The organism is Methylobacterium sp. AMS5 (assembly GCF_001542815.1).
Taxonomy (GTDB): Bacteria; Pseudomonadota; Alphaproteobacteria; order Rhizobiales; family Beijerinckiaceae; genus Methylobacterium.
Genome location: NZ_CP006993.1, coordinates 17,881 through 43,862, shown reverse-complemented (window position 1 = coordinate 43,862; position 25,982 = coordinate 17,881). Strand labels below are relative to the sequence as shown.

The following is a 25,982-nucleotide window of genomic DNA, read 5'->3' as shown; positions in this document are numbered from 1 at the left end:
GGAGCCGGCGTCGTGGCGATTGCCCAGAAGGTCCTTCAGGAGATGCTCAAGCGGCGTCACCCTGACTATGAGGGCAAGCTGCCGCACTGGAACTTCCTCCAGGCCACCTACGAGGGTGGCCGCGAGTGGTTCAAGGACAACGTGTTCCGCTACATCAAGGAAGGCGACAAGGAATACAAGGATCGCCTCGAACGCGCGTATCGGTTCAACCACACGCGCGAGATCGTGGAGCTCGTCCAGAAGTATCTCTTCAAGGGCAGCATCATCCGCAAGGACGACGCGCCGAAGGAGCTCAAGGACTTCTGGGCGAACTGCACCCGCTCCGGGCTGACGATCGACCAGTATATCCGCATCATCTCGACCGCGACCTCGATCCTCGGCCGCGTGCTGGTGTTCGTCGATTCCACCAAGACCGACGACGCGGTGAGTCAGGCCGACGAGAAGGAGCAGGGCGCGCGCGTCTACACCTACTTCGTCCGTCCCCAGAACATCCTCGACATGGGCTTCCATGACGACGATGGCGAGCTGCTGTGGGTCTTCGTGCAGGAGACCTACCGGGACGACAAGGACCCGATCTACGCCTCGGGTAAGGTCAAGGTGCGCTACCGGCTCTGGACGCGCAACGAGTGGATGCTGTTCGAGATCAAGGACGTGCGCGGCTCCCAGCGCGTCGACCTGCTCGACCAGGGCCCCGTCGCGATCGGCCGGGTCCCGTGCTTCTTCGCCGACCACATCCTCGGCGAGAACCTCTACTCGGCGTCCGGCCTCATCGACGACATCGCCTACCTGGACCGGGCGAGCGCGAACTACCTGTCGAACCTGGATGCCATCATCCAGGATCAGGCGTTCTCGCAGCTCGCCATGCCGGCCCAGAACGTCCTGCCCGGCACCGAGGCCCACAACGCCCTCGTGGACATGGGGACGAAGCGCATCTTCCTCTACGACGGGGAGGGCGGCGCCGCGCCCGAATACCTGTCCCCGGACCCGCGCCAGGCCCAGCTCATCATCACGGCGATCAACAAGATCGTCGCCGAGATCTACAACACGGCCGGCGCCTCGGGCGAGCGGACCAAGCAGGACAACGCCGTCGGCATCGACAACTCCTCGGGCGTCGCCAAGGCCTACGACTTCGACAAGCTGAACTCGCTCCTGACGACCAAGGCCCAGAGCCTGGAGCAGGTCGAGCACCAGCTGAACGAACTCGTGCTGCTCTGGCACAAGGCTACGCCGCTCAAGGAGCGCGTGGTCAAGTATCCCGAGACCTTCGATGTTCGCTCGCTGTTCGATGAATTCACGGTCGCGCAGAACCTCGGCCTGATCGAGGCGCCCAAGACCATCCGCTCCGAGCAGATGAAGCAGATCGTGGACAAGCTGTTCCCCGGCGTCGCCGAGGAGATCAAGGCCAAGATGCTCGCCGAGCTGAAGTCCTGGCCGGTCGATCCCGTCGAGCGCGCCAAGCAGATGTTCGAGGCGACCTCGCCTCCGACCGGTTTCCCCGCCCCAGGCGGGTCCAACGCTTCCGGCTCCTCGAAGTCACCGCCCAAGAACGCTGGGAAGGCCAACCAGCAGGGTCAGGTGACGGACAAGGACCAGAAGAAGACCGCGGCGTAAGCCGCACCATCGGCGCCCGAGAGACTGCGGCGCCCCTTCAACCCGACCGGCCGAGAGACTGTGCCGAGAGGAGAGCGAACCATGAACGTGACCAAGACCGCCCGCAGCTTCCCGCTGCACTCGATCTTCACCCATCCCTTCGGCCACTCCCGGCCCGTCTTCGACAAGCCCAACGAGGGCGGCGCTCCCGAGCCCAAGCCGGAGCCGAAGCCCCAGGACCCGCCCGCTCCCGAGCCCAAGCCCGGCACCAGCGATGCTGACGCCAAGCTGCTCAAGGAGAACATGAAGCAGAAGACCCAGATCGAGACGCTCACAGGCCAGCTGAAGGCCTGGGAAGGGCTCGATCCCGAAGCGGTGCGCAAGCTCGTGACGGATGCGGCCGCTGCCGAGGACAAGCGCAAGGCGGACGAGCTCGCGCTCGCCGAGCAGCGCGGCGACTTCGACCGGGTGAAGGCGGCCATGGGCGAGCAGCACACGAAGGACCTGAAGGCCAAGGACGACCTCCTCGGCCAGAAGGACACCGCGCTGGCTGCCGCGCTGGCGACGATCGAGGAGCTGACGGTCGGCGCCTCGTTCCTGAACTCGAAGTTCATCGCCGACAACCTCGTGCTGCCGCCCTCGGTCGCCCGTCGTGAGTTCGGCGCCCACTTCGAGACGGTCAACGGCGTGCCCGTGGCCTACGACAAGCCCAAGGGCGCTTCCGAGCGCACGCAGCTGGTCGACGCCCAGGGCAAGGCGGTCCCGTTCGAGACGGCGATCGCGAAGCTGGTCGAGGCCCATCCGGACAAGGAGCGCCTGCTCAAGGGCAAGCTGGCTCCGGGCGGACGGTCCAATACCACCGACAACACCAAGGTCTCCGACAAGATCGGCGATGGTGAACTGAAGGGCTCTGCCCGTATCGCGGCCATTCTCGCGGCCCGGAACGGAAAGAAGTCCGCTTAAGCGCGGAAAAATAAGTCACTACTGACTTTTTCCGCTTGGAGTGGCTTGGCTCGTCGGGTTAGAATTTGTCAGTCACCACTGACTGATCCCGACGAGCCTCGGATCAAGTAAGGAGAACGTGAAATGCCCCTGCTTCGTGAAGAGGCGGAAAAGCTGTCCCAGGACTACCTGGAGCGCGGCGTCATCGAAGAGATCATCGACCAGGACGAGATGTTCGCCCTGGTTCCGTTCATGTTCGTGAACGGCAAGGCCTACGACTACGTGCGCGAGAAGGAGCTCTCCGAGGGCGCGTTCCTCGACCCCTACGAGGATATCCCCGAGGGCGCCGCGACCTTCGATGAGGTCCAGGCCAAGCTCCGCATCCTCGCGGGCCACGTCGATCTGGACAACTTCATCCTGGAGACCCAGAGCGAGACCAACCCGCAGCTGGCGATCCAGCTGGCCGCCAAGGCGAAGGCCCTCGGCCGTCAGTTCCGTCGCACCCTGGTGAACGGCGACTCCGCGGTGAACCGCAAGGAGTTCGACGGCATCAAGAAGCTCGTGCCGGCCAAGCAGACCCTCGTCGCCGGCCTCAACGGCTCGGCCGTCACCTTCACCATGCTCGACGAGCTCCGCGACGCGGTGAAGAACGGCTGCGACGTCCTGATGATGCGCAAGGGCACCTGGCGCGCCATCAAGCAGCTGCTTCGCGCCATGGGCGGCAACGACGCCACCACGATCATGATCCCGAACTTCGGCCGCCCGATTCCGGCGTTCGATGGCACGCCGGTCATCATCAACGACTACATGAACGCCGACGAGACCCAGGGCACGGCCGAGAACACCTGCTCGATCTACGCTCTGCGCCTCAACGAGGCCGACGGCTTCCACGGCATCTACGGCGGCGCCTCTGCCGGCCTGCGTGTCGAGGAGATCGGCAAGCTCGAAGGCAAGGACGCCCAGCGCTGGCGTCTGAAGTGGTATGCCGGCACCGTCCTGCGCGCCACGCACTCGGTCGCCCGTCTCAAGGGTATCACCAACGTTTAATCTGGACGGTCAGTCACCACTGACTTACCAAAGAGGGGCGGGGAGAGATCCCCGCCCTTCTTCGTATCAACCCCCTGACAGAGGACCACGATGCAGACCATCCGCATCTACGGCCGCAAGAACTGCATCTGGTGTTCTCGCGCCGTCCAGCTCGCCGAAGCCCGCAAGCTCACCTTCGCCTATTCCGACGTGAACGAGAGCCCGGCCGCCCGCGACGAGCTGATCGCCCGCATGGGCCAGTTCGACACCCTGCCGCAGATCTTCGTGGGCGAGACCCATGTCGGCGGCTTCACCCAGCTCGCGACGGCCGACAAGCGCGGCGAGCTCCAGCAGATGATTGGAGGCGCCTGACAATGGCGAAGCGGATCAAGATCACCCAGCCCGGCTGGGAAGGCTTCAACGGCGATTTCGGTATGGTCGAGTTCGCGGACGGCGTGTCCGTCGACCTGGTGTCCAAGCGCCAGCTCGTCGTGATCGCGGCGACGATCGCGGTCGAGGAGGTCGACGAGGACGGCAACAGCCTCGGCAAGCCCGGCCTGCAGGACAACATGGACGGCGCGGCCATCGTCCCGGCCCCGGTCCTGACCCCGCTCGCGCGCGCCAGCGACGAGGACGTGAAGGCCGAGGCCAAGGCCGACGCCAAGAAGGCCAAGGAGCCCAAGCTCGACCCGCTCGCGCTCACGTTCCACTCCAAGGAGGAGCTCGAAGCGATCGCCGAGAAGAAGGGCATCGGCGGGCTGCGCGAGATCGGCGACGTGCTGAAGGTCAAGGGCCGCTCGATCAACGAGCTGGTCAAGGAGATCCTGAAGGCCGAATCCAAGCTCAAGGCCCAGGCCGACGCGCTGGCTGCCAGCTCCGAGACCACGCGCGAGCCCGAGACGCCCGCTCCCGAGGAGCCCGATGTCGTCGCCGAGGGCGATGCCGACGAGACCCCGACCGAGCAGCCCGAGGCCGACGCTGCCAAGGGCACCGAGCAGTCCGACGAGAACGAGAAGGCGCCGGAGTAATGCGCAACATCCCGGCCGGCGAGGCCTACATCGTGCTCGTGCCGCTGGAGAACGGCAGCGGCGAGAAGATCTCGCCGACCGGGATCACCTACACGGTCGTCGACGACGAGGGCCGCGTGGTCCTCGATCCCGTGTTCGTGAGCGAGATCCCCGAGAACGAGATCGCAATCGAGATCCCGGCCGCGGCCAACACGCTCCCGGCCGGGCTCGCCATGGCCGCCCGGACCCTGGAGATCGAGTTCGACACGGCCCGCGGCACCGTGCGTAAGGACGAGACCTGGCTGGTGCGCGCGGCGCTCCAGCTCCAGCCGCTCAAGAACTCCTTCCAGAGCCTAGCCGGCGCCGAGCTGACGGCCGCCCAGATGGTGAAGCTCGACGCCTTCGCCCGCGCGACCAAGGAGACCAAGCAGTCCGCGCTGCTCGAAGCCTACCAGCGGCTGACGCGGCTCGGCTACTTCGTGCGCGAGGACGCCGAGGAGGAGGGCTGGCGCGACCGCATCGTCGGCTGCTCCTGGCGCGTCACCCCGCGCGAGTTCCCCGTGATGACGGAGGAGCGCTGGGCCGAGTTCCCGGACCGGTTCAAGAAGGCGCTGCGGCGCGCGCAGGTGGTCGAGGCCAACGCGATCCTGATGCCCGGCCAGCCCAGCGACTTCCGGCGCCAGGGCCTGCTGTCGCGCACCGTCGGCGAGAGCTCGGCGATGTTCCGCTCGGGCGCGCCGCTCGATCTCGGCATCGCCCGCGAGACCCTTGACCAGCTCAACGGCTACGTCGAGCTCCGGATGGTCACGACCCGCGCATGATTACGACCGACCTGATGACGCCCGCGGCCGACGCCGCGGGTGCCCGCTACCAGGGCCTGGTGGACGCCTGGTCCCTGATCTACGCCGACGCGCTCGGCGCCCTCGACTTCGGCACGCCGCGGATGATCGAGCGGGCAGGGGAGGAGGCCTACAACCTCGCCCGTGCCTTCCTCGACACCGAGACGGGCATCGTCGCCGAGAAGATCGCCACGATCGCGCACGAAGCTCTTAGGGCAGCGTCGCGCGATCTGGGCGTCGATGATGCTGACGATCTGCCGGCGCACGCCAGCGAGACCCTGAGCGCGACGCAGGGCTATCTCGTGCGCGAGATCACGATTCAGATTGAGCGCGACATCGCCCAGCTTCAGCAGTCGCTGCGGCAGACGGCCCTGCAGGTGAAGATCGCCGCGGCCGCCCAGGGCATCAGCGAGCGGGCCGCGCTCATTCAGCACCGGATCGGCTCGAACGAGACCCCGGCCTTCCATTTCCGGGACCGGCGCAACGGCAAGTGGCCCTCGCGCCTGTTCGTGCGCTCGACCTGGCGCCAGTCGCTGCTCTCGGCCTTCAACGAGGTCACGCTCTGCATGCTGGCCGAGCACGGGATCGAGACGGCCGAGGTCGCGCACGCTCACGGCAAGGCCGGCGTCCACGGGATGGAGCTCGCCCTGTCCTCGAATTCGTCGCTGCCCGCCTACGGCGAGGTCCGCAACGACATCTTCCACCCGAACGCCGAGGCGATCCTCGTCGTGCCGGGCATCCATCGGAGCGTCCCATGAGGTTCACCGGCACCGCGGAAGGCATGCTCTCGCGCCTGACCGGCCACAATCGCACCGGTGAGCCGATCTACGGCGCGCCGGCGCCCGCGCGCGTCGGCGTCATCCACCTGCTGCGCAACGTGGCGATCACGTCCGTGCGCACCGACGGCTCCGCGTCCCGCGGCGCGGCCGAGGAGAACACGGCGAGCGCCAAGATCCTGTTCGAGGTCGACACCGCACCGCGGCTGGGCGACCGCTTCGTCATCATGGGCCAGACGCTGCGCGTCGAGAGCCTGGAGCCGCGCCTCGACGTGTTCGGCAGCCTCGACCACTACGAGGCCCTGCTCGTCCTGTGGGAGGGCGAAGATGTTTAAGCTCAAGACCTCGGGCTTCGAGGGCGTGATGGCGATGCTGCGCAACGTCGCCGAGAAGGTGCCGGAGAACGCCCGCAAGACCATGCACCGCGGCGCCGACACCATCGTGCGCGAGGCCAAGCTGAACGCCCCGGTCGACAAGCACAATCTGGAGGAGTCGATCCGCAAGGAGGTCAACTACACGGGTCTGCGGCGCCGGCTCTCGATCTCGATCGTCGCGGGCGGGCAGGTCAACGGCGTGGACGTCGATGAATACGCCATGGAAGTCCACGAGAACTACGACGATGCCCGGCCCGGCCCCGGCACCGCGGCCAAGCGCGACGCCAACCCCGGCCGGCAGATCGGGAGCCACTACCTGACGCGCGCCGTCGAGGATCAGAAGGCCAAGCTGGAGAAGGCCGTCATTCAGGCCGTCGTGATTGGGAGCAAGGGATGAGGATCGACTGCATCACCGACTACCTGGCCGCGGAAGGGCTGGGCACCGTCGGCAAGGACCTGTTCGAGCACGAGATGCCGGCCAACACCAAGGTCGGCATCCTGCTGCGCACGCCGCTCGAAGGCATCAAGATCTGCCACGAGCTGCCGGGCTACTACCGCGGCCGGGCGCTCCAGGCGATCGTCCGGGCCCAGAAGGACGAGACGGGCTGGCCGCTCGCCGGCCGGCTCTCCAAGGCGCTCACGCTCTACAAGCGCGAGTTCAAGGACAGCGAGGGGCGGCTGGTGATGCGGATCAACCATCTGCTGCCCCAGACCCTGCCGATTACCTACCGGCGCTCGGACGGAAATGGAAAGGAGTGGTCTATCAATCTGGACGCCTCCTATGTGCTGCTTTAGAATTGTCAGTCATCACTGACTGACATCGCATGTCTGATGTGGTCAGTCAGGGCTGATTGACGCCCAGACCAAGGAGTAGGGAAAATGGCTTCTGACACCAAGAACGTGAAGCTGGGCGTCTGCCTGGTGTATTTCGGCGACGAGGATCTCGGCTACACCAAGGGCGGCGTCGAGGTCGAAGTGCAGACCGAGACCCACGAGGTCCAGGTCGACCAGTTCGGCAAGTCGCCGATCGACGAAGTGGTCATGGGTCGCACCGTGACGGCCAAGGTGCCGCTCGCCGAGACGACCCTGGAGAACCTCGTGAAGGTCATGCCGGGCGCGAAGCTCGTCGGCACCGGCTCCGACAAGAAGGTCGTCGTGACCAACGCCGTCGGCACGTCGCTCCTCAAGATCGCCAAGGAGCTCCGGTTCCACCCGCAGGCGAACGCCGAGGACGACCGCTCCGACGACTTCACGATCCCGCTGGCCGCGACCTCGGGCGCGCTCCAGTTCGCCTACAAGCTCGAAGACGAGCGGATCTACAACACGACCTTCAAGGGCTACCCGGACCCGACCACGAAGACCCTCTTCGTCGTCGGCGACAACGAAGTCTCCGGCTGAGCCTTGCCTTCGGCAGAAGGATAAGTCACTACTGACTGACCGTGGCAGACCCGCTACGGTCAGTTTTCGCACGCCAGAAGGGCAACATGGCCGACACCAACACCACCTTCATCGACCTCGACGCCGTGGATCTCCCGCGCAAGCTCGTGGTCAAGCTCGGCGGCAAGGAGCACGAACTGGTCCCCGTGACCGTCGAGAGCTTCGTCGCCAACACCAAGCTCCTGCAGAAGCTCGGCGCCCAGGACGGCGACCTCGAAGCCGAGGTCAACACCGTGATCGAGGTCATCCTTCGGGCCTTCCCGACCATGACCGACAAGATGCTGCGCGCCATGCCGCTCGCCAACCTGAACAAGCTGATGGCCGCGGCCCAGAACGACGACGGCACCAAGGCGGTGCAGAACGCCGTGGCGAAGGAAGCTCCCGCAAACCCTCCGGCAGCGGCCGAGTAGAAGCGATCGACTTCGGCTTCCTCGTCACCCGCGTATCCGCCTTCTACGGCATGGAGCACCAGAAGGTCTTGAAGCTCCCGCTTCGGACCTTCTGGCTCTACTCCAAGAACATTGATCGTCTCTCAGCCGAACGCGATCTTCGGCTGTTGCAGGTGATGGCAGCTGCACAGAGCCCCGAAGCTTACAGCAAGACCTTCGACAAGCTTCAGCAGCAGATGGGCACCGTCGTGAAGATGACGGGCTCCGGTAAGGCAGCACACGAAGAGGAGCTCGACCGCGCAGGTCTCGCCGAACTGAAGGCAATGTCTTTCTGAGGCGAGTGGGATGGCAATCCGCGTAGAGATCGAACTGGACGATGGCTCGTTCACCACGCGGATGATCCGCGCGGGTGAGAGCGTCCAGCAGTTTCAGCAGAACGTCGGCCGGACGATCACGTCGGTCAACGCGCTCCAGTCCACGAGCTCCAACTTCCTCGGCACCCTGCGCGACGTCACCGTCACGCTGGGCATGGCATCCGCCGCGATTGGCGCCATCCGCACCGTGACGACCGGCTGGGCCGGCGACATCGTGAAGGTCAACGCCGAGTTCGAGCGCCTCACCACCCTCATGAAGGGCATGTCCTCGGCGGCCGACCCGCTGAAGGAGGCCAAGCAGCAGGTCCAGGAGCTCCGGGACTTCGCGCGCCAGACGCCCTACTCGCTCCAGGCTCTCTCCGACGTCTTCGTGAAGCTGCGCTCGGGCGGCCTCGATCCCATGAAGGGCTCGATGCAGGGCCTGGTCAACGCCGTCGCGGCGTTCGGAGGGTCCGAAGAGGTCATGAAGCGCGCCGCGCTCGCCATCCAGCAGATGTCGGGCAAGGGCGTCATCCAGATGGAAGAACTGCGCCAGCAGCTCGGCGAGGCGGTCCCGCGCGCCACGGAGCTGATGGCCCGCTCCATGGGCGTCACCGTCGGCGAGCTCGTCCAGAAGCTCTCGACCGGCACCGTCGAGGCGCGCCGCGGCATCAACCTGCTCCAGGGCGAGCTGGAGCGCACCTTCGGCGGCGCCGCCCAGGCTCAGATGCAGTCCTGGAACGGTATCGCAGCCACGATCGCCAACTCCTTCCAGAACCTGCAGCTCCGGGTGGGCGGCAACGAGACCGGCTTCTTCCAGGCGGTCAAGGACAAGGCCGTCGAGCTCAACGACTTCCTGACCTCGAAGTCGGCCGGCAATTTCGCGGACGCGCTGGGCTCCGGCCTCACCACGGCGATCGGCGTCTTCGACCGGGTGATCCAGAAGGTCGTCCAGTTCAAGGACGAGATCATCTCGGTCGGCTACACGCTGGCCGCGGGCCTCGGGCTGTCCGTCGTCACGAGCGGCCTGACCACGGTCATGACGGCGCTGGGCAACGCGCGCGCCCAGTGGACGGCCTACCAGATCGCGATCGGCACGATCCCGAGCGTCTACAACAACGCGCTCGCGGCCCAGACCCGGTTCGTCGGCAACGTCGGGCTGATGCAGACCGCGTGGGCGGGCTTCATCGGCGTGCTCAACGGTGGCGTCAACATCATCGGCTCGGCCGCGGGTGCGGCGGCCAACTTCGCCCAGGTGATCCTGAACGGCATGTTCTCGCCGCTCCAGACCGCCCGGACGGTGCTGACCAACACCTACGCCGCGATCGTGCAGCTCGGCACGGGCTTCGTCACGGGCGCCAACAGCCTCGGCACCTACGTCAACGCGCTCAACGTCGTGCGCGCCGGCCTCGCCGCGACCCGCACCGCGATTCTCGCCACCGCGGTCGCGCTCGCCGCGCTGGCCCCGGTGCTGGTCGCCGTCGGCGCGGGCATCTCGTTCGCCGTCTCCTACTTCGACCTGTTCGGCACCAAGGTGAAGGACGCCAAGAAGGAGGTTCAGGAGCTGGGCGGCGCCGCGGCCAAGGCCTCGCTCAAGCTGTTCATCAAGGACCTGCAGGACCAGCAGAAGGAGATCGACGCTCTGGAGAAGCGCCGCGAGAGCGTGCGCACCCAGGGCGTCTATGCGGGCTCGGCCGGCATCGGCCCGAACGCGCGTGCCAAGCGTCTCCAGGAGATCGACGAGGAGCTCGCCGGCAAGCGCAAGACGCTCGCTGACGGTCAGCGCCTGATCGAGGCTGCGGGCGCCGAGTTCTCGACCAACCTCGCCCAGCGCGAGGCGGACAAGAAGCTCAAGATCTTCGACGAGATGATCCAGAGCCAGCGTCGCCAGATCGACATCTGGGGCACCGACATGGCGAAGGCCCAGGACGAGGCCCTCGCCGACGCGGCCGCGAAGGGTCTGTCGACCGAGAAGATCCGGGCCGACTACGCGCGCCGCGAGCGCGAGCGCCAGCTTTCGATCTACGACCTGGAGATCGCCCAGCGCGAGGACAGCTACGAGGACCTGCGGGCCCAGCTCGACCGGCAGTCCGGTCTCCAGCGTGAGGCGACCGAGCGCGAGCTCGACGGTCAGCTGAAGGCCATCAACACGGCCAAGCAGCTGCGCGAGCAGCTCGCCAAGTCGCAGATCGAGGTCCCGCAGCTCTCCAAGCCCCTCGACGAGGACAAGCTCTACAAGAAGGGCCAGAACGCACTCCAGGGCCTGAAGGATTCCATCGCGGGCGTGCGCGCCGAGATGACCGGTGCCTCGAAGGAGGTCGCCGAGCTTCAGTCTGCCCTGGCTGCCGGCAAGTATGGCCCGATCGACTCCGGTCGCGTGCAGGAGCTCATCAAGGATCTCGTCGCCGCCCAGGAGGAGAAGAAGGCCCTCGACGACCTGCTCGAAGGCAAGACCAAGTTCGACAACGATGCCGCCTCCCTCGAACTGAAGCTCCGGCAGGAGATCTTCGAGGAGCAGACCCGCGGCATGTCCGAGGTCGACAAGTGGAAGGCCAAGATCAACTCGGGCTTCTACAGCGGCGTCGGCCCCGGCTCGTCTCCGCTGGAGCGCTCGCTCGTCTCGATCAATGAGGGCTTCACGGTCGCGACGAACCAGGCCGGCGCGCTCGCGCGCTCGGTCCAGCAGCAGCTGTTCGGCTCCGAGACGATCAACAGCGGCAACACCTTCGTCGGCATCCTCAAGCAGGCCGTCGAGCAGATCCAGCGCATGCGCGACGGCGTGGGCGCGCTCTCGGGCGTCGAGGTCAACATCGGCGGCACCACGTCGAGCTCGGCGAACGGTGGCACCATCATGCCCTCGGGCGACGGCCTCACGAGCGGCTACCTCTCGCGCCTCATCAAGCAGGAGAGCGGCGGAAACCCGAACGCGAAGGCGGCGACGTCTTCGGCCGTCGGGCTCGGCCAGTTCATCGAGACCACCTGGATGAACTTCCTGCGCGACATGCACCCGGACGAATTCCGGAACATGACGAAGGCGCAGGCGCTCGCGCTGCGCACCAACTCCGACATGATGAAGGAGGCGATCGTCTGGTATGCCCGCGAGAACGCGGCCTACCTGAAGAAGGCCGGCGTCACGGTCAACGACGCCACGGTCTATCTCGCCCACTTCCTCGGGCCGCAGGGCGCGGTCAAGGCGCTGCGTGCCAACGACGGCGCGAGCGTCTCCTCCGTGCTGCCCGACGCCGTATCGGCGAACGCCTTCCTGCGCGGCAAGGACATCGGCTGGCTCAAGAACTGGGCCAACAACAAGATGGGTGTGTCGAGCACCTACGCGCCCCAGCAGGCCAATGACAGCCGGCTGCCGACCCCGACCGGCCTCAACGCCGAGCAGGGCGCGACCGTCGAGCGTCTGACCCAGCTGGAGCAGAAGCTGAACGCCCTCAAGGTCGACAACGCGCTTGCCGACAAGGTGAAGGAGCTCGGTCTGGAGCTCCGGAAGACCAACGAGGAGGCGACCGGCACCGGCTCGAAGCTCTCCAAGATCGACCAGGCGATCCGCGACGGCGTGTTCGGCAAGGCCGAGGGTCAGACGAACCCGATGGCCGACCGCTACAAGGAGATCCGCGAGGAGGCCATGAAGGTCGACGCGGCCGAGAAGACGCTCGCCGAGAACCGGCGCCTGCGCTCCCGGCTGAACTCGGCTGTCGAGCGCAACAAGACGCTCGGCGACGACCTCGACTTCAAGCAGCAGGACATCGCCGATCGTCTCAAGGCCGAGAACCCGCTCAAGCTCTCCGAGAGCCTCTACCGGATGCGCTTCAACCAGATGCGCGACGAGAAGGCCGGCGAGGAGCTCATCAAGCGCGGCGACAGCAACTGGAGCAAGGCGCAGCAGGACCAGCTGGTCGCCTCGAACCTCGAATCCTTCACGCGCTCGAAGGACATCGAGGTCCAGACGAGCCTGATCGCCGAGCAGAAGAAGAACCGCGACCTTGAGCGCGAGCTGATGACGGCTGACCAGCGTCGTCAGGCGATGCACGACGAGGAGATCGCGCGGCTTCAGGCGCTCGTGAACGAGACCAAGGAGGGCACCGAGGCGCGTGCTCAGGCCGAGGAGGCGCTCGCCAAGCGTCAGATCCTGGCCCGGCAGTCGGTCTCGCAGAGCAGCCCGCTCGGCAAGCAGATGAAGGAGTGGTCCTCGCTCGGCGAGAACATGGAAAAGGCGATGACGGGCTGGCTCGACAGCGGCGTCGACGCCCTGGCCGAGTTCGTCACGACGGGCAAGGCCGACTTCGCCTCGCTGTTCCAGTCGATCGCCAAGGACATCACCAAGATGGCGCTCAAGTGGGCGCTGTCCGGCATGTTCGGAGGAGGAGGAGGGCAGGGCGGTGGCCTGAAGTCGCTCCTGAAGGGCGGTGGAGCGGCCAAGGGTGGTGGAGCCAAGGCGGGCGGTGCCGCGGGCGGCGGGCTGAAGATGTTCGGCGCCATGCACACGGGCGGCATCGTCGGCGCCGGCTTCTCGATGTCCCGGATGGTCTCGCCCGGCATGTTCGCCGGCGCGCCCCGCTTCCACACGGGCGGCGTCATCGGTGCCGACGAGGTTCCGATCATCGCCCAGCGCGGCGAGGGCGTGTTCACCAAGGAGCAGATGAAGGCGATGGGCGGGGCCTCGGGCTCGCAGATCGTCACCATCGCCCCGACCATCCAGGTCAACGCGAACGGCGGGACGCCCCAGCAGAACGCCGACCTCGCAGCCCAGACCGCAAAGGCGGCCGAGGGTGCGATCCGCTCCATCGTGGTCGACGAGATCATGGCTCAGCGCCGGCCCGGCAACATGCTCAACGGATAAGGACAGAAATGGAAACCTTCGACCCGCCCCTTCCGCCCACGACGTCCCAGGACAAGCCGGAGTTCAAGCTTCTCGAAGCCGACTTCGGCGACGGCTACACCCAGACGATGGGCGACGGCATGAACAGCGTCCGGCGCGTCGTGAGCCTGTCCTGGGACTGGCTCAACGTCGAGCAGGCCGACCAGATCGAGGGGTTCATCCGCAAGCACAAGGGTGCGGACCACTTCTATTACACGCTCTCGGACACGGCCGAGCAGCTCAAGTGGACCTGCAAGGAGATCACCCGCACGCGCGGCACGCCCAACAAGATCGAGTGCGTATTTCGCCAGAGCTTCAACCTCGGTTGAGGTTGAACGTCAGTCACCACTGACTTATCATGAGGACCTTCCCACAGGGCCCTCATGTCGATCCATTCCGCCGTTCAGAGCCGGTCGCCCGGCGATCAGGTGTTCCTGTTCCGCCTCGATTGCACTCCGATCGGCGGGCAGGTCTACTTCTTCACGCAGTCGGCGCATGCCGACGGCGCTGTCAAGTTCGGCGGCGTCACCTACACGGCCGTCGATCTCGACTTCTCCGGCTACGAGCTGAACGGCCAGGGCGCGCTGCCCACGCCGACCGTGAAGCTGTCGAACACCAACGAGGTCATCCAGGGCCTCGTGAACACCTATGGCGACGACCTGATCGGCTGCAAGATGCAGCGCGTGCGCACCTACGCGCGCTTCCTCGACGGCATGCCCGACGCGGACCCCGGCGCCTATTTCGGCCCCGACACTTTCGAGATCGAGCAGAAGGTCTCCGAGAACCCGATCTTCATCGAGTGGAAGCTCTCGGCCTCGATCGACCAGCAGGGTCGACTCATCCCTGGCCGGCAGGCGCTGCGCGACACCTGCGTTGCCCGCTACCGGCGCAATCGGGACGGCACCTTCGACTACTCGAAGGCGACCTGTCCCTACACGGGCGAGGCCTGCTTCAACCGCAAGGGTGAACCCACGAGCCCGGACAAGGACGCCTGCGGCCGGCGCCTGTCCGACTGCGAGCTCCGGTTCGGCAAGGAAAATCCGCTCCCCTTCTGGGGCTTTCCCGGCATGGCCCGCGTGAGGCAGTGATGCGCTACGAACTCCCCGTCGCCGCCCGTCAGGCCGCCGAGGCGCATGCGCGTCGCGAATTCCCCAAGGAAGCCTGCGGCCTCGTGGTCGACGGTGCCTACCTGCCCTGCTTCAACTACGCGCTCGACCCCGAGACGGATTTCGTCATCGCGGGCGAGATCTGGGCCAGGCTCGCGGAGGAGGGGAGGGAGGTTCAGGCCGTCGTCCACAGCCACCCGAACGGCCCGCTCTACCCGAGCGCGCAGGATATGCAGGGTCAGCAGCAGACGGCTGTGCCGTGGGTCATCGTTGCCCTCGACGACAAGGACATCGCCCCGCCGATCATCTGGGATAGCGAGGGCGAACCCGCCCCGGTGATTGGGCGCTCGTTCGTTCACGGGGTCGCGGACTGCTTTTGCCTGGGCAGGGACGTCTACCGGCTGGGTCGGGACGCGCTTGCTGCTCAGGGTGTCTCGGGCTGGCCGCTCGACCCTGTGAGCTTCCCTGACTGGCCCCGGCGTGACGGCTGGTGGGCCAAGGAGGGCGAGCTCGCCGCGCAGAACATGCTGCTCGACCACTACCGGGCCAACGGCTTCCGCATCATCCCGGCCAACGAAGCCCGGCCGGGCGATGCCTTCCTCGTGAACATCCAGAGCCCTACCCCGAACCACTGCGGGGTCCTGCTCGAAGGCCACCTGATCCTGCATCACCTGCCGACGCGCGCGTCACGCCGCGAGCCGATCGGGATCTGGGCGCGAGCCGTCCACACCTGGCTGCGCCACGAAGCAAACGACCGGCGTCTTGCCGCCCTGGAAGATAAGTCATCGGTGACTAACCATGCGTAAGATCGTTCTCCACGGCCGGCTCAAGAAGCTGTTCGGCGGCCCCTTCAATCTCAACGTCGCCACGGCCGGCGAAGCCGTGCGCGCGCTCGCGGCCAACTTCCCGCAGCGCTTCCTCGAAGCTCTGTCCGAGGGCTCCTACGAGGTCATCCGCGGCAAGCGCTCGACCGGCATGCGTCTCGTCGAGGAGCACATCAACGAGTTCCGCCTGGGCTCAGGCGATCTGCACATCGTCCCCGTGACGGCCGGCTCGAAGAAGTCGGGCGGCATCCTGAAGACCATTCTCGGAGTCGCACTCATTGGTGTGGCGATCTTTGCCTCGGGCGGCACTCTGGCTGCTCCGCTTGCCGGTCTTACGGCGGGCTCGATGTGGGGCACCGTTGCGATGCTGGGCGTCTCGATGGCGCTCACCGGTGTCTCGCAGATGCTCGCCAAGAAGGAGCAGTCGAAGGACGAGACCAAGAAGGAGGAGAGCTTCTCCTTCTCGGGTCCCGGCAACAACACCGAGCAGGGCAACCCGGTCCCACTGATCTACGGCCGCGTGATGACCGGCTCGCTGCCGATCTCCTTCGGCATCGACGTCGAGGACATCCCGATCGGGGCTGTCCGCTCCGGCACGGTTCAGGAAGGCTGAGGAGAGCGCGATGACGGACGACGTGCGCGCGCTGACATCAGTCAGCACTGACATTCACGGCTCGGGCGGCCTCATGGGAGGCGGCGGCAAGGGCGGCTCCAAGAAGGGATCGGACGCGGCCAACACGCTGCGCTCGAACGCGAAGGCTCGCGTGGTCGAGCTCCTCGGCGAGGGTGAAATCGTCGGCCTCGTAGACGGCGCCAAGTCGATCTACTTCGACGCGACCCCGCTCCTGAACACGGACGGCTCGGCCAACTTCACCGGCGTCACCTGGCAGCAGCGCGTGGGTCTCCCGGATCAGGAGGCTCTGAGCGGCTTCCCGCAGACCGAGACGCCCTACCAGGTCAACGTCGAGGTCAAGCAGAAGCAGGAGCCGCCGATTCGCACGATTGCGGATCGTAACGCGACCGCTTTCCGCGTCATCATGAACATTCCAAGCCTGCTCTATCAAAATCAGAGCACGGGAAACCTGCAGCCGGCCTCGGTCGATTACGTCATCGAGATCCGCAAGCACAATTCTAGCCAGTGGGATTCGATCGTCCGCGGGCTGATCTTCAACCAGAAGACGACCTCTCCCTACCAGAAGTCCCACGTCGTCGAGCTGCCGCAGGACGGGTTCCCCTGGGACATCCGCGTGCGCCGCATCAACGCCGACGCGCCCAACGAATACGAGCAGTCCTCGACCGTCTGGGAGAGCTACTCGGTCATCGTCGCCGGCCGCTTTACCTATCCGAATTCGGCGCTCGTGGCCCTGGAACTCGATGCTGAGAACTTCGGCTCGTCGATCCCGGCCCGCTACTACGACGTCAAGGGCCTCATCGTTCAGGTCCCGGACAACTACGACCCCGAGACCCGGACCTACAACGGCTTCTGGGAAGGTAACTTCAAGCGCGCCTGGACCAACAACCCGGCCTGGGTGCTCTACGACCTGCTCACGGCCAACCGCTACGGCCTGGGCGAGTTCGTCGACGCCTCGAAGATCGACAAGTGGGGTCTCTACGAGATCGCGCAGTATTGCGACCAGCTGGTGCCCGATGGGTTCGGCGGGCGCGAGCCGCGCTTCACCTTTAATAGCGTCATCAACTCGCGCGACGAGGCCTTCAAGGTCCTCCAGAACGTCTGCACGATCTTTCGCGGCATGGCGTTCTGGTCGCTCGGCCAGGTCTTCGCCGTGGCCGATTCGCCGCGCGACGTGGACAAGATCTTCTCGCCGGCCAATGTCATCGGCGGCCAGTTCAACTATTCCGGCACCGCGAAGAAGGCCCGGCACTCGGTCGCGGCCGTCACCTGGAACGACCCGAACGACTTCTACCGGACCGCGATCGAGCTGGTGCAGCACGATGACGCGCTCGACCGGTTCGGCTGGCGCCAGACGGACATCCAGGCCATCGGCTGCACCAGCCGCGGCCAGGCCTACCGCTATGGCAAGTGGACGCTCGACACCGAGCACACCGCGACCGAGACGGTCGACTTCGAGTGCTCGATCGACGCCCTCGCCAAGGACCCGATCAAGCCCGGCCACATCGTCGCCATCGCCGATCCGCGCAAGGCGCAGGTGCGCCTGGGTGGCCGCGTGGCTGCCAATGCCGGTCTGCGCCTGACGCTCGACAAGGCCTTCGAGCCGGTCGCGGGCGAGAGCTACCGCATCTCCGTGATGCTGCCGTCTGGCGACCTCTGGACCGACGAGATCCAGGGCTGGGAGCAGGACAATCTGGTCGCGGTGCTCGCGCATCAGCCGCCCGAGCAGATCCTTCCCTTCGCCAACTGGGCGATCACGGGCACCGACGTCGCGCCGCGCCAGTATCGCGTCCTGTCGGTGCGCGAGGAGAAGAAGAACACCTTCAAGATCGCAGCGCTGTTCCACGATCCGCTCAAGTATGCCCGTGTCGAGGAAGAGATCATCCTCGAACCGATCCGCTACACCCGCCCCAAGGCGACGGTGAAGCCGCCGACGAACCTGAAGGCGACCGAGAGCCTCTACTTCAAGGACGGCAACCCGCGCTCGCGCATCTCGCTGTCGTGGACGCCCGGCGACGACTTCATGTCGGCGCGCTACGCGGTCAACGCCACGACGCCCGAAGGCGAGCGGGAATACGGGCAGGTCTCGTCGACCTCGATCGACATCGACGACATCCGCGCCGGCACCTACACCTTCTCGCTCACCGCGATCGGCATCAACAACAAGCTGTCGGTGCCGGCCACCCTGACCTTCGAGGCCAAGGGCTGGGACGGCATGGCCGGGCCCGAGATCGTCGACCTTCAGGTGAAGGGCGGCGGATCGGAGTTCTCCGGCCCCGACGCGACGCTCGAATGGGGCGTGTCCTGGCCCGAGGGGACCGTCCCCTACGAGGTCGACTTCCTCGTGCGCGTGTTCGACCTCGACACCCGCGAGGTCCTGTCCGAGTGGGTCGCGCCGACCCAGACCTTCACCTACACCTTCGCAGAGAATCTCGCCGACGGCGGGCCGCGGCGCCGCTTCTGGGTGCAGATCCGCGCCCGCGACATGAACGGTCGCGAGGGCAACCCGGCTGCGCTCGTCGTCTCGAACCCGGCTCCGGACCTCATCGTCCCGGACCTGCAGACCACGACCGAGACCATCTACGCCGGCTACGACCGTCCGGCCGACTTCGACTTCCGCGGCGTCCAGATCTGGCAGGAGCTCGATCCGGACTTCGATCCGCTGACGACGAAGCCGGTCTACGAGGGCGACAACAGCCTCGTCGCGCTCAAGGCGGCCAAGAACACCGCCTACTACATCCGGATCGCGGGCTTCGACGCCTTCGGCAAGACCGACCTCAACATCTCGCCGGCCTACAAGGTCATCGTCATCGACCGCATCATCGACACGGTGGCGCCCGAGATCCCGACCGGCCTCAAGCTGGAGACGGGCTCCGAGCTCACGGCCGACGGCACGCTCCAGGCCTTCATCAAGGCGGTCTGGGACCCGGCCATCGCCGAGAACTTCAAGACCTACCAGGTCGAGATCGCCGAGGCCGACACCGAGTTCCTGCGCGACGGCGGCACCGAGACGCCCTCCTGGGAGCGTCACGGCCTGAAGCCGGCCACCCGCTACCGCGTTCGCGTCCGCGCCCTCAACGGCTCGGCGATCGAGAGCGCCTGGTCGCTTGAGGCTGAGATCACGACGCCCCTCAACGAGGTCGCGCCCGGTCCCGTCACGAATTTCGAGGTCACGACCAACTTTCAGACCGCGGGTCTGACCTGGACCCTGCCGGCCGACAAGGATCTCGCCTTCACCGAAATCTGGAGCTCGGACGATCAGGCCGTATCGAGCACGCTGCTCGGCCGCGTGGCCGCGCCGCAGGATTTCACCTTCGACAAGAACCTGTCCGTCGGCATCAAGCGCCTCTACTGGGCGCGCACGGTCAACACGTCGGGGCTTCGCTCCGACTTCGTGGGTCCAATCTCGGCCGTTTCGCCCCAGCTTCAGAAGGAAGAGATCGCCAACGGCATTCTCGACCAGACGAAGTTCGCCCGCGGCCTCTCGCTGATCGGCACCTACGACGGCCTGCCCGACCCGGCTGGCTACGACGGCCCGTCGATCATCGCCAACGAACGGGACGGCAAGCTCTACCAGCTGCGCAACGGCAAGTGGGAGCTCGTCGTCGCCGAGGTCAACGTCGACGACATCCGCGGTCTCATCACCGACGAGATGATCGAGCGGATCGACGCGGCCAAGCTCGCCGGTCAGCTCACGGACGATCAGCTGAAGGCGATCTCAGCCAACAAGCTCATCGGCAAGATCGTCGCGGCCCAGATCGAGAGCCTGGGCGTCAACCAGCTCATCGGTCAGCTCAAGGCCTCCCAGCTCGAAGCCATCGAGGCGACGAAGCTGATCGGCCAGCTGTCGGCTGCGCAGCTCAAGGCGATCGAAGCCTCGAAGCTGATCGGCCAGGTGGTCGATGCGCAGATCGCATCCGTCGGCGCGGGCAAGCTCGCCGGTCAGATCACGCGCGTCCAGATCACGGACGGCGCCATCGCGTCGCCGCAGATCCAGGCCGGCTCGATCTACGGCGACCGTCTGGTCGTCGACACCATCACCGCGCGCGAGATCGCCGCCCGCACCATCACGGCCAACGAGATCGCCGTGGGGACGCTGACGGCCGACGTCATCGCGGCTCGCACGATCACCGGTGACAAGCTCGCCTTCCGCTCGATCGAGGCCGGCAACATCGCGGCCGGCGCCATCACGGCCTACGAGATCGCCGCCTACTCGATCACGGCGACGAACATCGCGGCCAACCAGATCGCGGCCTGGCACATCGTTGCCGGCACGATCACGACGCAGCAGCTCCAGGCAGGCGGCGTCCACGCCGATCGTCTCGTCGCGAACTCGATCACGGCCGGGCAGCTGGCTGCCAACTCGGTGACGGCTGCGGCCATCTCCGCGGGCTCGATCGAGGCTCGACACATCGTCGCCTACTCGATCACCGCGGGGCAGATCGCGGCGCGCACCATTGGCGCCGAGAACATCGTGGCTGGCTCGCTGACCGGTAACGAGATCCGCGCGAACTCGATCCACGCCGACCGGCTCATCGCCAACTCCATCACGGCTGCTCAGATCGCGGCTGGCGCCATCAAGACGGCGCAGCTCGATGCGGGCGCGGTGACGGCCGACAAGATCGGCGTGGGCCTGGGCGCCGGCAATCTGTTGTTCGGCTCGGACTTCACCAACAACATCGCCGCCTGGGTCGCGAACTGGTGGAGCGACGGCGTTGCCGCGACGATCGCGCGCAACACCGACTGGGCTCCGTCCACGATGGGCTCGGCGATGGTGCATCGTCCGGGCGTGCCGAGCTACGGCTCGGTCGCGGACTACGTGCTGCGCCGTCGCACCCAGACGGGCTGGGACAACCGCTACCCGTGCGAGCCGAACAAGCGCTACGAGTTCACGGCCTACGTCTCGGTTCACCGCTGCTCGGCCGTCGTCGGTCTCCAGTTCCTCAACGCTGCCGGCCAGGAAGTCGGCATCGCCTGGGGCAACGCGATCACGAACAACCAGGCGAACGGCCCGCTCAGCGCGTGGCCGCGCACCGGCACGTTCGGCGTGGCGCCGTCCACGGCCGTCATGATGGTGCCGATCTGCCGGACCTCCTGGACCGGCGGCACGGACCCCTACACGTTCTGGACCGGCCTCTATCTCGGCAACGCGCAGCCGAACCAGTCCGCCTACTCGGTCTGGTCTCCGAACTCGTCCACCGTGATCGACGGCGGCATCGTGGCGACGAACTCGCTGCATGCCGAGAAGATCATCGCGGGCACGATCTCGGCTGACCGCCTGATCGCGCGCTCGATCACGGCCGACTACATCGCCTACGGGACGCTGACCGGTAACGAGATCGCGGCCAACTCGATCTATGCCGACCGCATCCAGATCGGCGGCGGGGCCTCGCTCACGTCTTGGCTCTCGGGCCCGAACAACGCCGAGATCAACGGCGGGAAGATTTCCGCGAACACCATCGCGGCCAACAAGCTGTCGATCGGCGCGCGCGGGCTGAAGATCTCCGGCCTGCGGATGTGGTGTGACAAGGAGGCCGCGCGGGTCAACTGGGAAGCCGGCTGGATCGGCTACACCGACGACAACGGCAACCCGGCCTCGACCTACGTCGCGGGCGGCTCCTACGTCCACGGCGCCTACCTCTACCTCTACTGGGAGCCCTTCGCGGGCTACCTGAACGTCACGAGCGACTTCGGCACGGCCTTCGCCGGCAACCGCGTGCTGATGGCGACCTATGACGGCTACGCCAATCTGAACTCGATCTACGGGGCGACCCAGATCGACGGCACCACGATCCGGACCGGCACCATTCTCGCCGCCCAGATCGCGGCCGGTCAGATCCAGGCGGGCCACATCGCCGCGGGCCAGATCACCGCGGGCCACATCGGCGCCAACCAGGTGACGGCCGACAAGCTCGGTGCGGGCACGATCACGGCGTCGAGCGCGATCTACATCGGCTCGTCGCGGTTCTCGCTCGACGTGCCGACCCGCATGATGCGCGTTTTCAACCCGAACGGGGTCGAGGTCATCTCGATCGGCAACACCGGTCGCTTCTGGGGCGAGGACGACAACGGTCGCCACGGCATCATCGTGCGCGCCAATGACGGCCGGCACGTCTTCCAGGTCGACCAGAACGAGGCCTACATCGACGCGGCCTTCATCCGTAACCTGCGGGTGAGCCGCGCGATGATCGACGACGCGATCATCAACAACGCCAAGATCGAGAACGGCGCCATCACGTCGGCCAAGATCGGCTACCTCGAAGTCGACACGGCCAACATCAAGAACGGCGCGGTCTCCCAGGCTCTCGCCGGCTCTTGGGGCGCGGGTGGCGCGCAGGTGCTCGGCGTCGCCGTGCGCACGAACGAAGCCAAGCTCCAGATCCGGGGCATCAGCAACAACAACCCGAACACCAACTGGGGTGGAACGGCTGCCGGCTACCTGCACATCTACTTCAACCCGAACAACGACGGCAGCCGGCGCTGGATTATCGCCACGGTCGCTCAGAACTTCTGGATGGATCGGTTCCTGAACTACTACTGGGGCACCACGCCGATCGAGGTCGTCCACCAGCCGGGAGCGGGCTACCACTCCTACACGATCGAATCCTCGACCGGGCAGGCCGAGGGCATGAACCTTTCCATTATTGAGCTTACGAAGTAAGTCACCACTGAATGAGCACCATCGACATCCACCCCGGCTACCTCGAACTCCGGCCCTTCGCGTTCTACGACGCGGAGGGTCGCATCCACGGCACCGGCATTCAGGGTTGGAAGGCGAGCGAGGAGAACTGCCCCAAGGGGCAGTCCGTCCTCTTCGTCGATGCCGACCGCATGCTCGACTACGTGGATCTCACCGGCGAGCCCACCGTGAAGAAGCGCCCCAGCTTCGACGGGGCCTTCAACCCGCCCAGCGTGCCCGTAGAGACCGAAAGCGTGCTCGCGGGGCTCCCTGCTTGCTCGATCAGATTCACGGGCCCTGAGACGGGCTCCCACGCGCACGAGGGTGGGGATCTCGTCGTCGGGTTCACCTCGCCCGGCGTCTACACGATCACCTGCGAGCCCTTCCCCTATCTCCCCGCAACCTTCACGCTCACGGTGACGGCATGATCCTCGGACGCTCCCTCGCGGCTCTCAAGACGGCCGCCCGCGCCAAGGCGATCGAGCACTATGCCGAGCTCCAGGAGCAGCAGCGGCCCGGCGCCCTCGCACGCACCGACGCCCTGAAGCTTGCCGAGGCCAAGCGCGTGCTGGCCGGCGAGAGCTCGACCTACATCGAGGCGGAAGCCGAGCTGAAGGGTCTCGACGCCCTGGCGATGGCAAAGGCGATCCAGAAGGCGTCCGACGACCAGGCGCTCGTGCTCGAACTCGGCCGGCAGGCCGTCAACGTGGCGATCGACCGGGCCAAAACGCACGCCGAAATCCGGCAGGTTCTCGATGCCGCGGGCATTGATTGGCCGAAGTAGGTTTCCAAAAGGTTCCATCGCGGACCCGTCGGTGCGATAATAAGTCAGTGCTGACTGATTCACCGAAGAGGGCCGCGATGTCCACGACTGACGCTCACGTTGCTGCCCTGATGGCACGCATGGAATTCATGGTCGCCACCGTGACCGAGGCTCGCGACGAGCTCAAGGAAACGAGCCGCGAGATGGTCAAGGTGAAGGAGCAGCTCCAGGCGACCTCCTTCGACCTTCAGCAGACCAAGGCCGAGCTGGCACTCACCAAGACCGAGCTGACCACGGCCAAGTCCGAGATCACCGAGCTCAAGGAGCTCGTCGCCAAGTATCGCACCAGCGCCGCGACCGTCGCCACGCTGGCCGCCCTGATCTCCGGTGCGCTCTCGACCGCTGCCACGGCGATCACGCTCCTCAAGTTTTGGGTGAAGTAGTATGTCAGTGCTGACTTACTGGAAGCGCCGCCTGCGCCTCTACCGGGACTGGCGCCGCATCCTTCGCCACTCGTGGAGCGTCCGGCTCGCCCTGCTGGCCGCGCTGCTCTCCGGCGCCGAGGTCGTGCTCGGCATCTTCACCAACGACCCGCCGATCGACCGCACGACCTTCGCGGCGATCTCCGGCCTCGTGACGGTCGCCGCGGCCGTCGCCCGCCTTTTCGCCCAGTCCAAGCTTGGAGATGACGAATGAGCCGCCTCGTGAAGAGGTCGGTGCTGGGAGCGCTCGTCGCGACCGCAGCCGGCCTGATGGCAATCACCCACACCGGCCAGGAAGAGGGTCTGCGCCTCAAGGCCTACAAGGACATCGTGGGTGTCCCGACCGCCTGCTACGGCGAGACCAAGAACATCAAGATGGGCATGAGCTTCACCAAGGCTCAGTGCGACGAGATGCTTCTCAAGCGCCTCGACGAGTTCGGCACCAAGGTCGAGACCTGCGTCAAGCGCCCGATGAAGGACCGGACCATGGTCGCCTTCACGAGCCTTGCCTACAACGTCGGCTCGGGTGGCTTCTGCGGCTCGACCGTCGTGCGCCGCTACAACGCCGGGGACCACAAGGGCGCGTGCGACGCGATGCTCATGTGGAACAAGGCGGGCGGGCGCGTCGTGAAGGGCCTGACCAACCGGCGCGAGCGCGAGCGCAAGATGTGCCTCGCGGACATCGGCTGATGGACTGGTTCCTGAAGGCCTGGACCGCCTACTCGTTCGCCTCGACAGCCGTCGGGGCGAGCGGGATCGCCCTCATGGTCGTCGGCGCCTGGCTGGCTCCCGGCCGGCTGAAGGTCTGGCTCGTCGCGCTCGGCATGCTGATCCTCTCGGCCGCGGCCCTCTACCAGCAGGGTCGTTCGGCCGGCGTCAGCGAGACCGTCGACCTCGCCAATCACCAGGCATCGGAAGCCGAGAAGATCCGCGCGCAGCTCGCTGCCGAGGACGCGGCCGAGGACGCCAAGAAGCTCGAAGCGGAGCTCGCCCAGGCGCGCGCCGACAACGCCGAACTCAAGAGGATCAATGATGCGCTCGCCACGGACCCTGAGCGGGATCGCCGCTGCCTTACTGTCGATGACGCTCGCCGGCTGCGTGAGCTCCGGTCCGGCGACCGTTGAGCTGAGCCTCACCGGTCCCGTTCAGCATCGCGTGACGCTGCCCCAGCCGCCCGAGGGCGTCGAGGCCTGCCTGCGCAAGGAATTCCCCGAGATCCCGGAGAAGGCCCTCACCAAGGCCGACGTCATGCGGATCACGGCGGAAGCGGTCGTTCTCGACCGGGCGAAGACCCAGTGCGGGCTTCGTGCCGTCGAGTGGATCAGCCGGGTGCGGCGTGACTTCGCCCGGTAGCTTAGAAACGTCCGCATTCCTGTAAGTAAGAGTGTATCTAGTAGTATATTAGATAATATTCTTTACAGGAGTGCGGACTTGGAAATCACTCCGGAGACTATCTTGGACCTTCTTCTCAGCCTTCCCCTTCTGACCCATTTCCTCCTCGCAGCGCTCTACACCGCGGCGATCGGCGTTCCGCTCTGGTTCGCCTACGGGATGCACGGACTGCTCGTCGCGGCAGCGCTCGTCTCGACCTTCTTCTACGGCCGCGAAGCCGGCCAGCGCGAACACGATCTCAAGCGCTCCGGCGTTCACGGCTTGCGGGCCTGGCTCGGGGCAACCTTCCTGTTCCTCTGGTCCCGCTCGAACGTGATCCAGTGGCTCGTGCCGGCCGGAACCGCCCTCGGCGCCGCGCTTCTCTGGGGTCAGTTCTACCTGTCGAAGCTGCCCTGGCTCTGAGCCTTGATTGTCAGTCAGTGGTGACTTATGCGAGCCGAAGGCCCATAATAAGGCACTGCTGACAGCTGGAGCTGCATCGCTCGGCGTCAGTCATCACTGACTT

Annotated in this window: 27 protein-coding genes; all 27 read left to right on the top strand. The window is 66.1% G+C overall.

Features of this window, described 5'->3' with window-relative positions:
- The first annotated feature begins 12 nt into the window (after nucleotides 1-12).
- The 27 genes from Y590_RS24445 (at nucleotide 13) to Y590_RS24315 (ending at nucleotide 25,879) form a co-directional block, all read left to right on the top strand.
- Nucleotides 13-1,611, top strand: coding sequence for a hypothetical protein (locus Y590_RS24445; protein ID WP_144440072.1), 1,599 nt, complete (start codon nucleotides 13-15; stop codon nucleotides 1,609-1,611).
- An 81-nt stretch (nucleotides 1,612-1,692) separates the two neighbouring features.
- On the top strand, nucleotides 1,693-2,553 hold the full coding sequence (locus Y590_RS24440; RefSeq protein WP_060772488.1) for a DUF6651 domain-containing protein: 861 nt from the start codon (nucleotides 1,693-1,695) through the stop codon (nucleotides 2,551-2,553).
- A 123-nt stretch (nucleotides 2,554-2,676) separates the two neighbouring features.
- Nucleotides 2,677-3,579, top strand: a complete 903-nt coding sequence (locus Y590_RS24435) for a major capsid protein (protein ID WP_060772487.1) — start codon at nucleotides 2,677-2,679, stop codon at nucleotides 3,577-3,579.
- Nucleotides 3,580-3,669: 90 nt separating this feature from the next.
- Nucleotides 3,670-3,930, top strand: coding sequence for a glutaredoxin domain-containing protein (locus Y590_RS24430; RefSeq protein WP_060772486.1), 261 nt, complete (start codon nucleotides 3,670-3,672; stop codon nucleotides 3,928-3,930).
- A 2-nt stretch (nucleotides 3,931-3,932) separates the two neighbouring features.
- Nucleotides 3,933-4,586 carry a hypothetical protein gene (locus Y590_RS24425; RefSeq protein ID WP_060772485.1) on the top strand — a complete coding sequence of 218 codons (654 nt, stop codon included), beginning with the start codon at nucleotides 3,933-3,935 and terminating at the stop codon, nucleotides 4,584-4,586.
- Nucleotides 4,586-5,386: a hypothetical protein gene (locus Y590_RS24420; protein WP_060772484.1), complete on the top strand. Its 801-nt coding sequence runs from the start codon at nucleotides 4,586-4,588 to the stop codon at nucleotides 5,384-5,386. Before Y590_RS24425 ends, Y590_RS24420 begins: the two co-directional genes overlap by 1 nt.
- The gene (locus tag Y590_RS24415) at nucleotides 5,383-6,162 is read left to right on the top strand and encodes a hypothetical protein (protein ID WP_060772483.1); all 780 of its coding nucleotides are present in this window, start codon (nucleotides 5,383-5,385) and stop codon (nucleotides 6,160-6,162) included. The genes Y590_RS24420 and Y590_RS24415 overlap by 4 nt, the downstream gene beginning before the upstream one ends.
- Nucleotides 6,159-6,515 carry a hypothetical protein gene (locus Y590_RS24410; protein WP_060772482.1) on the top strand — a complete coding sequence of 119 codons (357 nt, stop codon included), beginning with the start codon at nucleotides 6,159-6,161 and terminating at the stop codon, nucleotides 6,513-6,515. Before Y590_RS24415 ends, Y590_RS24410 begins: the two co-directional genes overlap by 4 nt.
- Nucleotides 6,508-6,951: an HK97 gp10 family phage protein gene (locus tag Y590_RS24405; RefSeq protein WP_060772481.1), complete on the top strand. Its 444-nt coding sequence runs from the start codon at nucleotides 6,508-6,510 to the stop codon at nucleotides 6,949-6,951. Before Y590_RS24410 ends, Y590_RS24405 begins: the two co-directional genes overlap by 8 nt.
- Entirely contained in the window at nucleotides 6,948-7,349 is a 402-nt protein-coding gene (locus tag Y590_RS24400) for a phage tail terminator protein (protein ID WP_060772480.1), read from the top strand. Before Y590_RS24405 ends, Y590_RS24400 begins: the two co-directional genes overlap by 4 nt.
- A gap of 84 nt (nucleotides 7,350-7,433) precedes the next feature.
- Nucleotides 7,434-7,952 carry a hypothetical protein gene (locus Y590_RS24395; protein WP_060772479.1) on the top strand — a complete coding sequence of 173 codons (519 nt, stop codon included), beginning with the start codon at nucleotides 7,434-7,436 and terminating at the stop codon, nucleotides 7,950-7,952.
- 86 nt (nucleotides 7,953-8,038) lie between these two features.
- On the top strand, nucleotides 8,039-8,401 hold the full coding sequence (locus Y590_RS24390) for a hypothetical protein (RefSeq protein WP_060772478.1): 363 nt from the start codon (nucleotides 8,039-8,041) through the stop codon (nucleotides 8,399-8,401).
- 68 nt (nucleotides 8,402-8,469) lie between these two features.
- A complete protein-coding gene (locus Y590_RS24385) occupies nucleotides 8,470-8,715 on the top strand; it encodes a hypothetical protein (RefSeq protein ID WP_060772477.1) in 246 nt (81 codons plus the stop codon).
- A 10-nt stretch (nucleotides 8,716-8,725) separates the two neighbouring features.
- Entirely contained in the window at nucleotides 8,726-13,582 is a 4,857-nt protein-coding gene (locus Y590_RS24380) for a tape measure protein (RefSeq protein WP_060772476.1), read from the top strand.
- 8 nt (nucleotides 13,583-13,590) lie between these two features.
- Nucleotides 13,591-13,929 (top strand): phage tail protein, encoded by a 339-nt coding sequence (locus Y590_RS24375; protein ID WP_060772475.1) that lies wholly within the window; start codon nucleotides 13,591-13,593, stop codon nucleotides 13,927-13,929.
- A 54-nt stretch (nucleotides 13,930-13,983) separates the two neighbouring features.
- Nucleotides 13,984-14,688: a phage minor tail protein L gene (locus Y590_RS24370; RefSeq protein ID WP_060772474.1), complete on the top strand. Its 705-nt coding sequence runs from the start codon at nucleotides 13,984-13,986 to the stop codon at nucleotides 14,686-14,688.
- Nucleotides 14,688-15,512 (top strand): C40 family peptidase, encoded by an 825-nt coding sequence (locus tag Y590_RS24365; RefSeq protein WP_060772473.1) that lies wholly within the window; start codon nucleotides 14,688-14,690, stop codon nucleotides 15,510-15,512. Before Y590_RS24370 ends, Y590_RS24365 begins: the two co-directional genes overlap by 1 nt.
- Nucleotides 15,505-16,143, top strand: a complete 639-nt coding sequence (locus tag Y590_RS24360; RefSeq protein WP_060772472.1) for a tail assembly protein — start codon at nucleotides 15,505-15,507, stop codon at nucleotides 16,141-16,143. The genes Y590_RS24365 and Y590_RS24360 overlap by 8 nt, the downstream gene beginning before the upstream one ends.
- 10 nt (nucleotides 16,144-16,153) lie before the next feature.
- Nucleotides 16,154-22,822, top strand: a complete 6,669-nt coding sequence (gpJ, locus tag Y590_RS24355; protein ID WP_060772471.1) for a TipJ family phage tail tip protein — start codon at nucleotides 16,154-16,156, stop codon at nucleotides 22,820-22,822.
- Nucleotides 22,823-22,833: 11 nt separating this feature from the next.
- The gene (locus tag Y590_RS24350; protein ID WP_060772470.1) at nucleotides 22,834-23,268 is read left to right on the top strand and encodes a hypothetical protein; all 435 of its coding nucleotides are present in this window, start codon (nucleotides 22,834-22,836) and stop codon (nucleotides 23,266-23,268) included.
- Nucleotides 23,265-23,624: a hypothetical protein gene (locus tag Y590_RS24345; protein WP_060772469.1), complete on the top strand. Its 360-nt coding sequence runs from the start codon at nucleotides 23,265-23,267 to the stop codon at nucleotides 23,622-23,624. The genes Y590_RS24350 and Y590_RS24345 overlap by 4 nt, the downstream gene beginning before the upstream one ends.
- 77 nt (nucleotides 23,625-23,701) lie before the next feature.
- Nucleotides 23,702-24,046 (top strand): coiled-coil domain-containing protein, encoded by a 345-nt coding sequence (locus tag Y590_RS24340; protein WP_144440071.1) that lies wholly within the window; start codon nucleotides 23,702-23,704, stop codon nucleotides 24,044-24,046.
- A 1-nt stretch (nucleotide 24,047) separates the two neighbouring features.
- On the top strand, nucleotides 24,048-24,299 hold the full coding sequence (locus Y590_RS24335; RefSeq protein ID WP_060772467.1) for a DUF7940 domain-containing protein: 252 nt from the start codon (nucleotides 24,048-24,050) through the stop codon (nucleotides 24,297-24,299).
- Complete coding sequence (locus tag Y590_RS24330; protein ID WP_060772466.1) at nucleotides 24,296-24,775, top strand: lysozyme; 480 nt, start codon at nucleotides 24,296-24,298, stop codon at nucleotides 24,773-24,775. Before Y590_RS24335 ends, Y590_RS24330 begins: the two co-directional genes overlap by 4 nt.
- A complete protein-coding gene (locus tag Y590_RS24325) occupies nucleotides 24,775-25,209 on the top strand; it encodes a hypothetical protein (RefSeq protein ID WP_060772465.1) in 435 nt (144 codons plus the stop codon). Before Y590_RS24330 ends, Y590_RS24325 begins: the two co-directional genes overlap by 1 nt.
- 31 nt (nucleotides 25,210-25,240) lie before the next feature.
- Nucleotides 25,241-25,438 (top strand): hypothetical protein, encoded by a 198-nt coding sequence (locus Y590_RS24320; protein ID WP_158509766.1) that lies wholly within the window; start codon nucleotides 25,241-25,243, stop codon nucleotides 25,436-25,438.
- A gap of 102 nt (nucleotides 25,439-25,540) precedes the next feature.
- Nucleotides 25,541-25,879: a hypothetical protein gene (locus Y590_RS24315; RefSeq protein ID WP_060772463.1), complete on the top strand. Its 339-nt coding sequence runs from the start codon at nucleotides 25,541-25,543 to the stop codon at nucleotides 25,877-25,879.
- Nucleotides 25,880-25,982 lie beyond the last annotated feature (103 nt).